Source organism: Parafilimonas terrae (genome assembly GCF_900115755.1).
In the GTDB taxonomy this organism is placed as follows: Bacteria; Bacteroidota; Bacteroidia; order Chitinophagales; family Chitinophagaceae; genus Parafilimonas; species Parafilimonas terrae.
Map to the genome: position 1 here is coordinate 1 of NZ_FOXQ01000001.1, position 13,657 is coordinate 13,657.

General features: G+C 39.9%; 10 protein-coding genes and 1 tRNA gene. 1 reads left to right on the forward strand and 10 read right to left on the reverse strand.

The window, feature by feature from the left end:
* Nucleotides 1–283 precede the first annotated feature (283 nt).
* The 4 genes from BM015_RS00005 to BM015_RS00020 all read right to left on the reverse strand — a co-directional run bounded on the left by BM015_RS00005 (nucleotide 284) and on the right by BM015_RS00020 (nucleotide 7,429).
* Complete coding sequence (locus BM015_RS00005) at nucleotides 284–814, reverse strand: type IX secretion system plug protein domain-containing protein (RefSeq protein ID WP_177191760.1); 531 nt, start codon at nucleotides 812–814, stop codon at nucleotides 284–286.
* 334 nt (nucleotides 815–1,148) lie between these two features.
* A complete protein-coding gene (locus tag BM015_RS00010; protein WP_090653371.1) occupies nucleotides 1,149–6,224 on the reverse strand; it encodes a DUF4132 domain-containing protein in 5,076 nt (1,691 codons plus the stop codon).
* Between the two features lie 17 nt (nucleotides 6,225–6,241).
* On the reverse strand, nucleotides 6,242–6,667 hold the full coding sequence (locus BM015_RS00015) for a hypothetical protein (protein ID WP_090653372.1): 426 nt from the start codon (nucleotides 6,665–6,667) through the stop codon (nucleotides 6,242–6,244).
* A gap of 129 nt (nucleotides 6,668–6,796) precedes the next feature.
* Complete coding sequence (locus tag BM015_RS00020) at nucleotides 6,797–7,429, reverse strand: Fic family protein (protein WP_262497233.1); 633 nt, start codon at nucleotides 7,427–7,429, stop codon at nucleotides 6,797–6,799.
* Between the two features lie 89 nt (nucleotides 7,430–7,518).
* On the opposite strand from BM015_RS00020, the gene BM015_RS00025 reads away from it, so the two are divergent.
* Nucleotides 7,519–8,010 (forward strand): REP-associated tyrosine transposase, encoded by a 492-nt coding sequence (locus tag BM015_RS00025; RefSeq protein WP_090653374.1) that lies wholly within the window; start codon nucleotides 7,519–7,521, stop codon nucleotides 8,008–8,010.
* Nucleotides 8,011–8,413: 403 nt separating this feature from the next.
* Here the strand turns inward: BM015_RS00025 and BM015_RS00030 are convergent.
* The 6 genes from BM015_RS00030 to BM015_RS00055 form a co-directional block, all read right to left on the reverse strand.
* Nucleotides 8,414–8,502 (reverse strand) — tRNA-Ser (locus BM015_RS00030).
* A 155-nt stretch (nucleotides 8,503–8,657) separates the two neighbouring features.
* Complete coding sequence (locus BM015_RS00035; protein WP_090653375.1) at nucleotides 8,658–9,575, reverse strand: hydroxypyruvate isomerase family protein; 918 nt, start codon at nucleotides 9,573–9,575, stop codon at nucleotides 8,658–8,660.
* Between the two features lie 131 nt (nucleotides 9,576–9,706).
* Entirely contained in the window at nucleotides 9,707–10,276 is a 570-nt protein-coding gene (locus BM015_RS00040; RefSeq protein WP_090653376.1) for a GNAT family N-acetyltransferase, read from the reverse strand.
* Complete coding sequence (locus tag BM015_RS00045) at nucleotides 10,277–11,608, reverse strand: Gfo/Idh/MocA family protein (RefSeq protein WP_090653377.1); 1,332 nt, start codon at nucleotides 11,606–11,608, stop codon at nucleotides 10,277–10,279.
* Nucleotides 11,609–11,618: 10 nt separating this feature from the next.
* Nucleotides 11,619–12,566 carry a formylglycine-generating enzyme family protein gene (locus tag BM015_RS00050; protein ID WP_090653378.1) on the reverse strand — a complete coding sequence of 316 codons (948 nt, stop codon included), beginning with the start codon at nucleotides 12,564–12,566 and terminating at the stop codon, nucleotides 11,619–11,621.
* A 64-nt stretch (nucleotides 12,567–12,630) separates the two neighbouring features.
* Nucleotides 12,631–13,542 carry an FAD:protein FMN transferase gene (locus BM015_RS00055; RefSeq protein WP_177191761.1) on the reverse strand — a complete coding sequence of 304 codons (912 nt, stop codon included), beginning with the start codon at nucleotides 13,540–13,542 and terminating at the stop codon, nucleotides 12,631–12,633.
* Nucleotides 13,543–13,657 lie beyond the last annotated feature (115 nt).

Below are 13,657 nucleotides of genomic sequence, written 5' to 3' on the forward strand. Positions count from 1 at the left end.
CTGTAACTTTCAAAGGGTTTTTAATAAAACTGGTAATGTTTATTCTTGGGTTTACTCTTGATAAGCTTACCTGATTAACTAGCAACTTGAATTAATTAATTGAAGTTAGATATACTGTTTCTGCGGTGAGGGAGGGATTCACATAGCCCCCTACATTTATTAAAGGTTTAAGCAGGCGCTAAGCGAATAAATAACTCTTTCAATAAAATATGTCAGTAGTCAGTTTAGTTATCCCTCTAACTAACGTTAAACTATTTAAAAATACCCTCCTTTATCAGTTATGTCATGCACCGACTGCCCCTCTCTTACCCATGAAAAAAATCCTCTTTTCATTCTCATGAATTTCTTCTGCCCTCAACAAAACATCATAAGCAATATTTCTCGGCACAACCAGCACGCCATCAATATCGCCTAAGATAATATCACCAGGCTTTATAGTTACATCAGCAATTTGTAAAGTAGCCTGGTAGTGCACATATTTTGTTTTGGCAACAGATGAATTGCGGTATTGCATGAGCTTGCCCTGTGTAAAACCCTCCAGGTAATCAAACGGGCTGAGGTTGGCAGGCTGCCAGTTGGCATCGCATAAAACATAAGTGTAATTATAGTTTTTAATGCCACCGCCCAGGTCATCAAAATGCAATTCGAGGCTGCTGACTGCATTGAGTTTGATAACAGGATATGCATCCTGGTTGCCCGTAAGAAAGAGTTTTACGCCGTGTATATTCGGCATATAAATTTTATCAGGCTGCTGTGCATGCAGGTTAAAAGTAAAAAGCACGATAGCGATAAATGCAAAAACGGTTTTCATCATGTATTTACTACTGAGAGTTCAAATGTAGGGCACTTCCTCCGTATCTCCTTGTACTCTCCTCCATACCTCCTCCATAGTTGGTGCATGAAAGTGCATGTAGGATACATACTACATCTTTTATTGGTTTGCTATAAAAACAATTATAGCAAACAAAACTTCTCCAATTCTTTTCAGCAGGCTAATGTTTTTACTAAAGAGCATGAACCCGGGAACTGCTAAGCGCAGCGGCATTATTACTATTTAAAGTTGAAATTATATGTAGCCCGGGGTTGTACACGTTGTTAATTATGGTTGCCAAATATAGTATTTATGAAAATTGTATAAAGCATATTGTTTATACTATGTGCTGTAATTGTCTTAATATGGTAGGGTCTTGAATATCTTTATCTCTTGCAAGCAACAACACTTTTGAGATCACTTCTGCTGATTTTGGATCGTCGTCAACAAAAGGTAAAAACAACCTGCCGCGGTGTTGCGATTGTACCGGCAATATGGAAAGATAACCCGCCGCAATTTGATGAACCACAGCACTGCCTAAATGAACACTGTATTCACCTAAGGTTCCTTTTATTTTTGCGTGGCTGCCAATAATCTCTACATTATTTATTTTAAATAATCGTAGTGTTTCTTTTAATAATACAGTGCGCATTTCTATGGATGAATGGCTGGCTTCCGGATCAACACCGCCAACATGTGCAATACTTACAACAAGGTCAAGGTCGCGCATCACTTCGCTGAAAATACGTTCATTAATGGTGGCGAAGTCAATGCTTTTATATGTTTTCAGGTCGTGAAATTCGATTGTTTCCAAAGTGGGTGCTTCCACTTCTGCAGGCGAAAACCAATCGGCCATAGCATAAATTTTCGCAACAAAACCTTCCTTGTGATAAACTTTTTGCAGGCCTTCTTCATAGTCAGCTTTCCAACCTCTTGAACGTAATAAAGCCGCTGTTTGCTTTGGTTGTACCTGATGGCCTGCATAACGCCGGGAAATTGTTTTTTCCTGCAGTTCATCCTGCGTAGGCAAATAAAGCTCCCTGAATATTTGTTTGAAAGGCTGCTGCAATTGCCTATCAAATGAATAATGCTGGTATGCCGGCCACTGACTGGTTTTAAAAAGGTCAGCACAGTGTGCAATGCGCAAACTATCGCCTGCTAAAAGTTCATATTCATGATTATTGGCGTCTGTCAATTTTCCACTTTTGTAAAAGCCATGCTTACTTACATCATCGGTTACAAAAACCAGTTTTTCAAGATGCTTTGATATAACAGCGTGACTAAATAAATGCTGAACTTCTTCAACTGAAAAAACATCGCCTCTCACCATTGCATCTTCGAGGCCTCTGCGGCTGCGCTTAAATTGTTCACGCAAGGTTTTTCTGAACTCCATCAATTCTTCAACCTTGCTATCTTTCCTATATTTTGCGGGAATAGCTTTTAATTGTTTTTCTTCTTTAAAGGCAATAACTTCTGCCTGTCCTTCTTCATCAATTATTAATTCTATCAATATATCATCATACTGTACCTGCGTTTCTTTGGATAATATTTGCTGCACCTGTTTTGTTTCCATTGCCCACGTTAAACGTATAGGATCAGGATAGCCTGCATTACGCGCTAAATTTTCCATGGCTACACGCAATGCCAGTGCTTCACTGGCCTGTTTTTGTGCACCGAATTGCCGGCTTTCTTTTTTAAACTGCTGCAGGAATTCATATCGTAAAAGCACATCTTTTTCAGGGTTCTTTTTTGATAGCGGGGCAAGGCCATAAATACGTACATAATCCTGGTCGCGCTTTGACTTTATCTTCTCTGTAACTTCTTTTAAGCTTAGTTCGCCAAGTAATACATCGGCATAAATTCTTGCCCTTCTGTGCCCGTTGCCGTCACTTATATATTTTGCCGCATCATATACAACAGGCCAACGTTGTTTTCCAATTTCTTTATATGTCTTTAGAAACCATTCTTTATCTACGGCGCCGCTTTTAAATTCCTGCACATCAATAGATGAGTACTTGGCTATTTCGCTTTCAGTTTCGGCATTGTTGGTACTATAACCATCTGTTTTTGTATGTGCATGCATCCACCAAATAGCACTGTCAAGCCCTTTCCATCCTAAATAACTACTAATATACTTTTGCCATTGCGGTGCATATACTGCTGCCTCTATCAGGCGGGTTTCTGTTGCTTTTATGCGCCGCATATTTTCATTAAAATTTTCCTGTGTATCACCTGGCAAAGGCTGGCATCTTTTCAATAAAGCACTGAACAATTCCTGTTTGTTATATCCTTTATTTGAAAAGAAATAAAAGTAGCCCCTGTATAATGATGTTTTGCCAAGGCCGGCAAGAATTTCGGTAAAACGGTTAATGCCATAAATAGTTTCAAAGCCTGCAGCCAATGGTGTAAGGGGCGTATCAGAATCTCCCCGTTTTAATTCTATGTCGAGTATATAGTTGCTAACAGTTTCATACATTTCTTTAAGAAAAGGAAAGTGTTTTATATAAGCTTCCGGATTTGTACGCTGATTTCTTTTTGTTTCAGAAAGAATGCTGATACTATCCTTAAACATAATACCCCGGTACATTTCATCCTGGCTTATAATACCAGTTGCGAATGCATGGCAAAACAGGATTAATGGAGGAGGATATAAGGTAATGCATTCGCGCAGGCCTGAGTATTGCCGCCAGTTAAATAGATGCCAGCAGGCTTTTACCTGCGCATCATTAATACTCCATAGGTTTATACTTTTAAGAAAAAGATTGAGTTGCTCATCTTCCTGCCAGCCACGTGTGTATTGCGGATAGCGATTTTCATTTAATTTCTTTTTTAGCAATGAATCATCAAGCGAAGCGAATAACCTTGTTGCAGCGCCAATGCAGAACTCATTCATTTGTTCAAACGGATGTATAAGGCTCAATGCATACGGCACTTCATAAAAATGATTTGCATGTTGCCAGCGTTGTAAAAAGACTTTGGGCGTAAAATCTGAAGGGTCGGGCAGTTGTTTTAAACGTCTGCTGTGCAGGAATGATAGCTGTAGAATAAAAATGTCCTGTGGCTGCAAACCTGAATCTACATACCATTGTTCCCACACATCATGCAAAGGGTAATATTTAAATTCATCTTCATTATTTTCATATTGTGCTTTCCATTTTGTTTTCCTGAATATATTGCCCAGCAATACCTTTTCCCTTGAGTTATTATAGTACTCAATTTCATATTCATAATCTTTATGTTTTTCTATTAAATCAGCAAGCTGGCCAAGCGCTTTTTTAATATTGTTATAAGGCATTGAAAAGCCATATTTATTATCTGCGTTTAGCTTTTCATAAAAAGAAGATGCATCAATACGGGGTGATATGATGGGAGCAAGGTTCAGGGGATTGAACAAGCCAAAGCCATTTTTTGCTGATATATCTTTAGCTACTGTATTACCGGTTAATTGAGACAAAAGGATTTCTTCTTTTTGCGATATGCTTTTCCTCTCACTAAAAGCCGATACCCATGTTGGTATTTTATCTGAAAGCTTCTTTCCTTTTTGCAGTTGCAATAATATATCAAGTGCTGCAAGCCTTTGTTCGGGATCGCCCTGCAAAATATTATCAATTACATAACTGATGATTTCATCCTGCTGTTTTAATAATAAGGCAATTAAATTAGCGCGGTAACCTGCAGCTTTTCTTTTAAACAGTTCAGGAAATATAACTGCTTCAGACTTAGTAAAGCGAATATCTTTCAAAGCATTAAATGCTGTTTCATGCTCGCTCCTGTCTTTTAGTATTAACATGGCATAATTACGCTGAAATAAGTTGATGGATTTGTCATCCGTTTTCTTTGTGCTATAATTATGAGGTGAATGGTTAGGCAAAATAATACGGCTTAAAGTCCGTTTGGCATCGGCATCCATTTCATCAAAATACTGTAATACTATTTCCAGCCTTTCCTGGTTGTTTACCAACTGGAGCATAGAAAGCAATAAAGCCTTTCTTTCAAATTTTATTTTGAGCCAGGAGAAGATATAATGCTCAAACGTTTTTTCTTTTACTGTTACCCTTTTATAGGCTTCATGCAAAACATTGAACAGTTCAGGATAATGGTGGTTATAATATTTGTCATTTTCGCCCAACTTTAAAGCGTTATAAACCGCATTGGCAGCAATGGCAAGCGGTTGCAATTCATGATCGGATAACGATGGATAAAATAAGGGCATCCTTAATTTGTAATGGCCCGTTATGTCAGCAAACTGTAAGGCGAGGCTGCGTTTTTCTGCATTGCCATTTTCAAGCAATTGTTTAAGATAGGGTAGCGTCTTTTCCACATCATAAACACCCTGCGCCCACAAGGCCATATATACGTCTGTATTGTTTTCACTTTTTATGGCTGCAGGTATTTGATCGGGATATTCAAGATAGGTATGTGCCTTGTCTAAAAATTTGTTGACCGTAGTTTCGCGTTCACTCTCCCAGCCAAGGCCTGCCCATACATCTACAGCCCGCACTACAGAAGAAAACCTTGCCAGTTTATTATCTGTTATAACTTTAATAATATACTTCAATGCACCAATACTTGTTTCGTCCAATGCTTCAAGTATGGTTTGCCGTAACCCCTCCTGCCGTTGTGCTGCCAGCAATAGTTTTTCAACTAATTGCCATGCTTCTTTTTTTTCGCTGTTCAGCAAAGCTTTTATTAAGCTGCGTGTAGCTTTCCCTGCTTCGTCTTTATTGAAAATAATGTCTTCAGCCTGTTGCAAAACAGCCTCATTATTCATGTCAATTGCTGCAGACCAAAGTGCAAAAAGGCTGTCGTTTGTTTCGGAGACTAAATTTGCATACTTCATTTGTTCTGTAACAGACAGATTGAAGAAAGCATAATTTTCCCTGTACTCGCCACCGCTGTAATCAGGTGTTTTATTGTGCGACTGTGCAATAAGGTCAATCACAAGGTTTAGCTGGTTGGTGAAATACATTTCTTTGTCGTATGGCGACCTGAATGATCTTCGTAAATATCCGGTTTGGTACATTTGAAAACGCGTGTGCTTCCATGCGTAACGTACATAAGCCGCTTTCTCGTCACCAAAAAAGTATTCCAGCAATTTGTAGTTATCAACGTTATCCCACTCATAGTCGCCCAACAATTCTTCAATGCGTTTGTAGCGCTTGCTTTTATAAGAAACATGCTTATTGTAGCGCCAGTGGCCTTCCCTGTAGGCTGGCAATTCATTTATTAACAATAACCCCAATTCCGCGTTATGATAGTTGAGCCCATTGCTTTTTTGGCCAACTTTAATCAGCGTTTTTAGTTTATTGATTAAATTCTCTCCAACAGACATTGCCTGCTGTAATTCATTTTTAAATTTTGTAAACAGGTTGTTTGTTTTTCTGCTTTCAAGGAATGCTTTACTATCCTGCATGATGTGTTGGGTTTATTTTACCAATAGCTGCCTGCTAAAAAGGTAAGTCGTATAAAAGTGATGATTGAGTTTTCCTGAAGTTCCAAAATTGTTGCAAGGCTGGTTATTTCTTCATCGTTTACAAAAAAGGCAAACATGCCATCTTCAAATGCCTGCAAGGCTGTTTGTTTTGCCTGCTCAAAGTCTGCTTTATTCTCATTGTAAATGCTGCCGAAATTTATTTTTCCCGAAGCTGCCTGCTCTTCAGTTTGAGATTGACTGAGAAAAGGAAGAATGTTTTTTTCAAGGGGTTTGCTGTTGTATTCTTCCACCTGCTGCTGTACAATGGCTTCAATTAATCTTTGTGCTGATGGTTGTGATCCGATATCTTCAATGACAATAACCTTATTTTCAATTAAGGCCTGTTTGCGTCCGGGTTGTTTTACTTTGAGAATAATATTCATAATAAAAGCAATAACAGTTTAGGTACTGCAAAATAAGCATTGGAGAATATTAGGAAATAAAATTTTTTGCCATTTTCACATTCTGTAAGACCGATGGATATAATCCTGATCTTATCTGATCTCCTTGGATCAGGCTTTAAACTTTTCTGCGTGCTTCAAAACATAGCTGGTACTTCTGCCGCCAGCCGCTTCTTTTTCAAGAATGTTTTTTTGAAGTAAATCCTGAATATCCCTTAATGCAGTGTCCTGTGAACATTTGGCAATTTTAGCCCATTTGGAAGAAGTTAGCTTTCCGGTAAACCCATCAAGCAGCTTATTTATAAGTAGTTTCTGGCGTTCATTCAAGGCGGTTGCGTTATGTTTATCCCAAAACTGTGCTTTACTGAAAACAGCAGCCAGTAATTCATCTGTGGAATCCAATGAATGTTCTAAACATTCTAAAAACCATATAAGCCATTTTGTTATATCGAGGGTGCCTTTCTGCGTATTTTCAAGGATATTATAATAATCCGTTCTTTCCTGCCGTATTTGCGAGGACATACTGTAAAACCGCATGGAATTTTTATCTGCCCTAGCAAGTTGCATATCAGTTAATGCACGCGCTATCCTGCCATTGCCATCATCAAAGGGGTGAATGGTTACAAACCATAAATGTGCTATTGCAGCTTTAATAACCGGGTCCGATGCATCTTTATTAAACCAGTCTATAAAGCTGGACATTTCATTTTGCAGCACATTTGCGGCTGGTGCTTCAAAATGTATTTTCCTGTCGCAGCAGGGTCTTCATTGCCCAGCAATGTGTGCAGGATGAGACCCTGCGTTATCACTGAACGTTTTATTAATTTAGCTAAATGCCAGTTCGTACTAAACATAGTAATGATTCAAGTTTATATTACATAACATTTACCTGCTTCAGCTGGCTGCCGCTTTTTCAACTCACCAACACTTATGACATGGTTTATAAGTGGTTTAATTATCTAAATGAAAAGAAGAGCATAAAAACAACAGCGTATGTAATTATGCCGAATCATCTTCATTGTATTCTGTTTCTTCGAACTGCGGATTTTTCTTTAGATAAAATTATAAGCAATGCAAAGCGTTTTATAGCATACGAAATAATCAAACGTTTACAACACTCAAATCAAACAGATATTCTTCAGCAATTACAGGACGCCGTAACTGCAAAAGAAAAAGCCAAAGGGCAATTGCATACGGTATTTGAAGAAAGTTTTGATGCAAAAGGCATAGACAACCGAAAGTTCTTTTTACAAAAACTTAACTACATACATCTAAATCCTATTCGCGGAAATTACAAATTGGTAAATGATTGGAGAGAGTATTAACATAGCAGTGCAAGCTTTTATGAATTACAACAAATAAAGCATTTTACTCCTGTACATTATATGGAATTAGAATAAAAAACACAGGGTCTCGTGGCTTTGCACAAATCCAAAACGAAGACCCTGCTTTGACACCGAAGTGTGGCGGGCGATATGGAATGTAAGGTTAAAGTGAATATCGCATCTTTCTGCTATTTCTTTTAAGTAAGAATTCTTTTTTGATTACTTAAACAAGCAATACTTTCTCCTTGATCTGGCGTCAGGCATACGATTTGCTCACGGAACTTAGTTGTAAACCGAGGTAAAACCGTGTAAACTAAAGAAGTGCTAAAAAACAAAAAAGCCCGTCCCACTTACGTTTCACGAGCTTTCTTTAATTAATTAAAGTTAGATATACTGTTTTCTGCGGTGAGGGAGGGATTCGAACCCTCGGTACAGAGTTACCCGTACGGCAGTTTAGCAAACTACTGATTTCAGCCACTCATCCACCTCACCATTCCTTTAAAAGGACGGCAAAAATAAGCGTTAAACCCAAATAACCAAATTCAATTCACAGGCTTTTAAAACTTCTCAACCTATTCAACTTCTCAACCTCTGCTTTATTCATTCAAATGTTCGCGGGTCTATTCCAATTTCTGCCTTTCAACTAATCAACCCTCCATAAAATCATCCGCATCCCTGTAAGCCTTTACCAGCGCCGCTTCACCCTCTTTGCCCGGTTTGGAAATGCCATGCTCCATGCCCATCACACCTTTGTAGCCTTTATCATAAATATGCTTAAAAATATTTTTATAATTCATTTCACCGGTGCCGGGCTCTTTGCGGCCGGGATTATCACCCACCTGGAAATAAGCAATCTCACTCCAGCAATCATCTATCTGGCGAATAATATCGCCGCGGTTGCGCTGAATGTGATACATATCATATAATATTTTACACGAAGGACTGTTAACCGCCTTGCAAATCATATAGGTTTGTTCAATATCCCGCAAAAACAAATCCGGCGTATCACTCAAAGACTCCAGCACCATTATTAATCCTGCAGGCTCTAAAATTTCAGCGCCTTTGCGCAAAGCCCCGATTACGTTGGCGGTTTGCATGTCAAGCGATTTATGCCGGTCAAAATCGCCCGGCACCACCGTAACCCATTTTGCGTTTACCCGTTTGGCTGCTTCTACAGCCTGGCGGCATCCTTTCAAAAAAATATCAATGTATTCCTGTTTTCCTGCAGTAAGCGTATTGGCGCCATTGCCGCCTTTATCCACCACAAATACACCCATCGTCATTCCCAGTTTGGCAAGTGCATCGCCAATTTTCTGCTGCATATTTTCCGGGCGGCTGGTGAGGCCATTATCTTCAATTGATCTGAAGCCCAGGTCGTAAGCATATTTCATCTGGTCAATAAAATCGTTGCCGGCGCTGTTTTTAAACATGCCATCATGTATGCCATAATTTAAATGAAAAGGGGCATCAGCAGTTTTGTTTACTGACTGTGATTTAGCTGCCGTTCCTGTTATTAAGGCTGCTCCGGCAAGCGCCGATTGCTGCATAAAATGTCTGCGTTGCATTTGTTAATTGGTTTAATATGTAAAACAGCAAGCTGTTTTTTCGAAATATTTTTTATGTGATTGGCTTCAGTACAAATGGCAGCACGGTTGTGTCACTCCCTTGTACAGCTGATTTTTCATGGCGCCAGGATTTACAATAAGCCGGCAACTGTATTATTCGCATTCCTTTTAAAACTTCCTTTCCAAACCCTGAAAATATTTACTTCATTGTTTTTGTACACGGTAGTTTTATCAATGCACATCCCCACTTTAACCGCCACATTCTCCGACGGCTTATTGGTAAGGCTGATAATTGAAATTAATGAAGGCGAAAGATTATTTCTAAAAGCATAGTCCCTGCATTGTAATGCTGCTTCTGTTGCATAACCCTGGCTCCAAAATTCCGGCAACAGCGAATACGCAATTTCAAGTTCATCAATATCATCTACCCTTTGCTTTAGCAAACCGCAGTGGCCTGCCAGTTTACCGGTTGCTTTTTCAACCAATGCATTCATGCCACCTTCGTTATTTGCATACCGCTCAAATTGCCTGTCATACCATTTCCGGCACTCTGTTCCGGCATCTGCTTTTTCGGCCTTCCAATGCTTTGATGTTTCCGGATCTTTAAAAAATCTTATCCATTCATTATAATCATCCAAACTTATTAACCTGAAGGTAAGTCTTGAAGTTTCCTGTCCATCAAGCAAATAAGCCTTATTCATTTATACAAAATATTTTGTTACGCCCGGTATGGCGGCGGCATACATGCCATTTGCATCCGGTTTAACCGGCGGCACTGTATCAAAAGAGAATGTGGAAGGCATAATATTTATACCTGAATTTATAGCCTGGTCCCATTCCACCACCTGGCCTGAATAAGTGGCCATGCGGCCGAGGATAGAAGTCATGGTGCTTTTTGCGCCACGCTCTGCATCCCAGAATTTATAGTCGCCTTTGGCAATAGCGGCAAACAATTCATCATGTTCATTCTGGTAAGGCTGATTTTCCTTCGTTTTATCAAACTGGTAAATCAACTTCCCTTTATTGTCTGTGATGTTGGCAGCATCACAAAATACTTTTCCTTTTGTGCCAATCAGCAGTTCATCCACCTTACTCATCGTACCTTTTTGATGGCGGCACTGGCTATTTAAAATGGTGCCGTCGGCATAATGAAATTCTACAAAATGGTGGTCAAATATTTCGCCATAATCTTTTCCAACCCTCACTTCTCTGCCGCCCATGCCCTGCGCCCTTACAGGATATGCGTTCTTTGCCCAGTTAATTACATCTAAATTATGAATATGCTGTTCGGTAATATGATCGCCGCAAAGCCACACAAAATAATACCAGTTGCGCATTTGGTATTCCATTTCAGTCCAGCCGGCCTGGCGAGGGTGCACCCAAACGCCATCATTATTCCACCAGGCTTGTGCAGAGGTTATGTCGCCAATAGCGCCATCCTGCACGCGCTTCATTAATTCGCGGTAAGAAGTTTGGTAACGACGCTGCAACCCCACCACAACATTTCGTTTTTGCGCTTTGGCTTTTTCTGCTGCGGCTAATACCCTTTGTATGCCTGCGGGATCGGTGGCTACAGGTTTTTCCATAAATACATGCTTGTTCTGGTTTATGGCTTCTTCAAAATGAATGGGCCTGAAACCCGGCGGTGTTGCAAGAATTACCACGTCAGCCAACGCAATGGCATGTTTGTATGCATCAAAGCCTGTAAATTTATTTTCTTCTTTTACCTGCACACGGCTTTTCTTATCTTCCAGTGCCTCAATAATATTATTATAGCTGTTGTCGAGCCTGTCTTTAAAAGCATCGGCCATGGCTACCAGTTGTACATTCTGTTTGGTACTTAATGCCTGCGTGGCAGCGCCGGTGCCGCGGCCGCCGCAACCAATTAAGGCAATTTTTATAACATCATCAGCGCCTGAAAAATAATTGGCGCCTGATATGAGCGGAGCTGCCATTAACCCGCCGGCTACAAGAGAAGTGGTTTTTAGAAATTCCCTTCTGCCGGTTTGTTTTTGGTTTACATCGTTAGTCATTGTGTAATATTTATTTTAATGAAAGAAGTTGCGTAAAGAATTGGTTAACCTCATCAGCAGAAGGTTGCTTAACGGGCCGTACAATGCGAAACCCAATAAACGGCGCATCGGCATTCCACCATTTGCTTTTCGGAATTTGCGGGTCGCGGGCATTCCATTTTAAGTCAGATTTTAATCTTGCCGCACTGCGAAGTTTGTTGCTCTCATCTTTAAACATGCCGCCCTTTAAAGTGATTGGATGTTTGGTTGCTGGCTTCAGCCACGGGTTATCCGTACCAGCTTTTATCTCTTCAAAATAATCTTCTTTATACTGGTCCATTGTCCATTCAGCTATATTCCCATACATATCATATAAACCAAAGGCATTCGGTTTTTTTCCCATCACTTTATGATATTTATTATCGCTGTTGGCGGCATACCAGGCATAATCGCCCAGTTGTTTATCATCATTCCCAAAAAAATAAGCCGTTTCACTTCCTGCACGTGCTGCATATTCCCATTCAGCTTCGGTGGGCAGGCGATAAAAAACACCTGTTTTTTTATATAACCAATTGCAATACATTAATGCCGCATACTGGCTCATGCTGTTGGCAGGAAAACCGCCTGCTTTTCCCATGCCCAGGGTGAAATCAACATAAGGCGGGCTTGGACGAGTAATGCCATCGGGCTTTGGCGCCTTGTCGGCCTGTTCATCAGCAAATAAAATGTATTCATCGTATGTTACTTCATGCTCTTCTATCCAGAAAGCATCAACCGCAACTTTTGTTGCGGGGCCTTCATTGGCGTTGCGGCCTTTTTCATCAGCTTTGCTTCCCATAACAAAACTGCCGGCTGCAACCGGTATCATCCTGAAAGAAACATTGGTTCCTGGAATGGTTTGTTCGTAAGGCACAAAAGAGGTATCACTAACAGGCTGCAAAGCCAGGCCAAGAAAAAAAATTAAGCAATCAGCTATCATCTATGGGACTTTAAGATTTCTACAGAAATTTTTAGCAAACAGAAATGTCAGAACGACTATCATTTCAAAAATAATAAGTTTTAAAAAGAACAGAACTTTTCTTTTTTATTTTTCCGTTTTTATTTTCTGTGATTAATAAGGCTGCGCCTTTTATTTTTTTAATTAAACGCAGGCTTTGTTTAACTGATAGGATGCTGCATGCGGTAGAAAGCCAGTCAGCCATTGTGCCATCCGGGGCAATAACCGTTACATTTCTCTGATGTGTTACGCCAATGCCTGTTTTGGGATTTACAATATGAGAATACTTTTTTCCATTCAATTCCACATATTGATAAATATCTCCCGACGTAGATACCGCCATGTTTTGCAGCGCCAGCATTTGCAGTAAAATTTCAGTTTTTTCTTCCGGCTGGTTAATGCCTATAAGCCAGCCTTTCTGATTATCGGGCGCATCGGCCATTACAATTTTACCGCCTGCATTTACCATGGCGCTATTAAAACCATTTTGTTTAATAAGATTTAATGCAGCCTGCGCCACAAAGCCTTTTCCCAGGCCTCCAACATCTAAGAGCATACCTTTCTTCTCCAGGTAAACCGCATGTTTTGAAGTATCTAAATGAATATACCTGTAACCCACTTTTTGCAAAGCTGACTGCAAAGAATCTTTATCCGGAAATGTTTTTGCTTTTCTTGCCCTGCGCCAGAGTTTAACTACAGGGCCGATAGTAATATCATAAGCGCCGTTGCTTAATGCCGCTGCCTGCTGCGCCTGTTGAATGATATTGAATAACGGCTGAGACACCCGTACATAACTATTTTTTCCGGAAGCAGCGCTCAGGCGGTTTATTTCACTGCTGTCAATATAATCGCTTAGTATATTATTTAATGTATCGGCAAGCCGGAATGCTTTTGCGGCCACCGCAGCAGCTTTTGCAGAATCGGTTGCAAAAATTGTAATGGTGAACGGGGAGCCCATTTTGGGTTGTTCAAATATGTATTTTTCCTGGGCACTTAGCTGGAAGCAAAGAAAAATGTATGTAATTATAAAACAATAACTTCTAAGCATAATTGAGGCGGTAAATACCATTTAA

What these genes read in the sequence shown, in the direction of transcription:
- BM015_RS00005 (WP_177191760.1), bottom strand. Translation starts at nt 814, where the DNA reads ATGATGAAAACCGTTTTTGCATTTATCGCTATCGTGCTTTTTACTTTT.
- BM015_RS00010 (WP_090653371.1), bottom strand. Translation starts at nt 6,224, where the DNA reads ATGCAGGATAGTAAAGCATTCCTTGAAAGCAGAAAAACAAACAACCTG.
- BM015_RS00015 (WP_090653372.1), bottom strand. Translation starts at nt 6,667, where the DNA reads ATGAATATTATTCTCAAAGTAAAACAACCCGGACGCAAACAGGCCTTA.
- BM015_RS00025 (WP_090653374.1), top strand. Translation starts at nt 7,519, where the DNA reads ATGCCAGTTCGTACTAAACATAGTAATGATTCAAGTTTATATTACATA.
- BM015_RS00035 (WP_090653375.1), bottom strand. Translation starts at nt 9,575, where the DNA reads ATGCAACGCAGACATTTTATGCAGCAATCGGCGCTTGCCGGAGCAGCC.
- BM015_RS00040 (WP_090653376.1), bottom strand. Translation starts at nt 10,276, where the DNA reads ATGAATAAGGCTTATTTGCTTGATGGACAGGAAACTTCAAGACTTACC.
- BM015_RS00045 (WP_090653377.1), bottom strand. Translation starts at nt 11,608, where the DNA reads ATGACTAACGATGTAAACCAAAAACAAACCGGCAGAAGGGAATTTCTA.
- BM015_RS00050 (WP_090653378.1), bottom strand. Translation starts at nt 12,566, where the DNA reads ATGATAGCTGATTGCTTAATTTTTTTTCTTGGCCTGGCTTTGCAGCCT.
- BM015_RS00055 (WP_177191761.1), bottom strand. Translation starts at nt 13,542, where the DNA reads ATGGGCTCCCCGTTCACCATTACAATTTTTGCAACCGATTCTGCAAAA.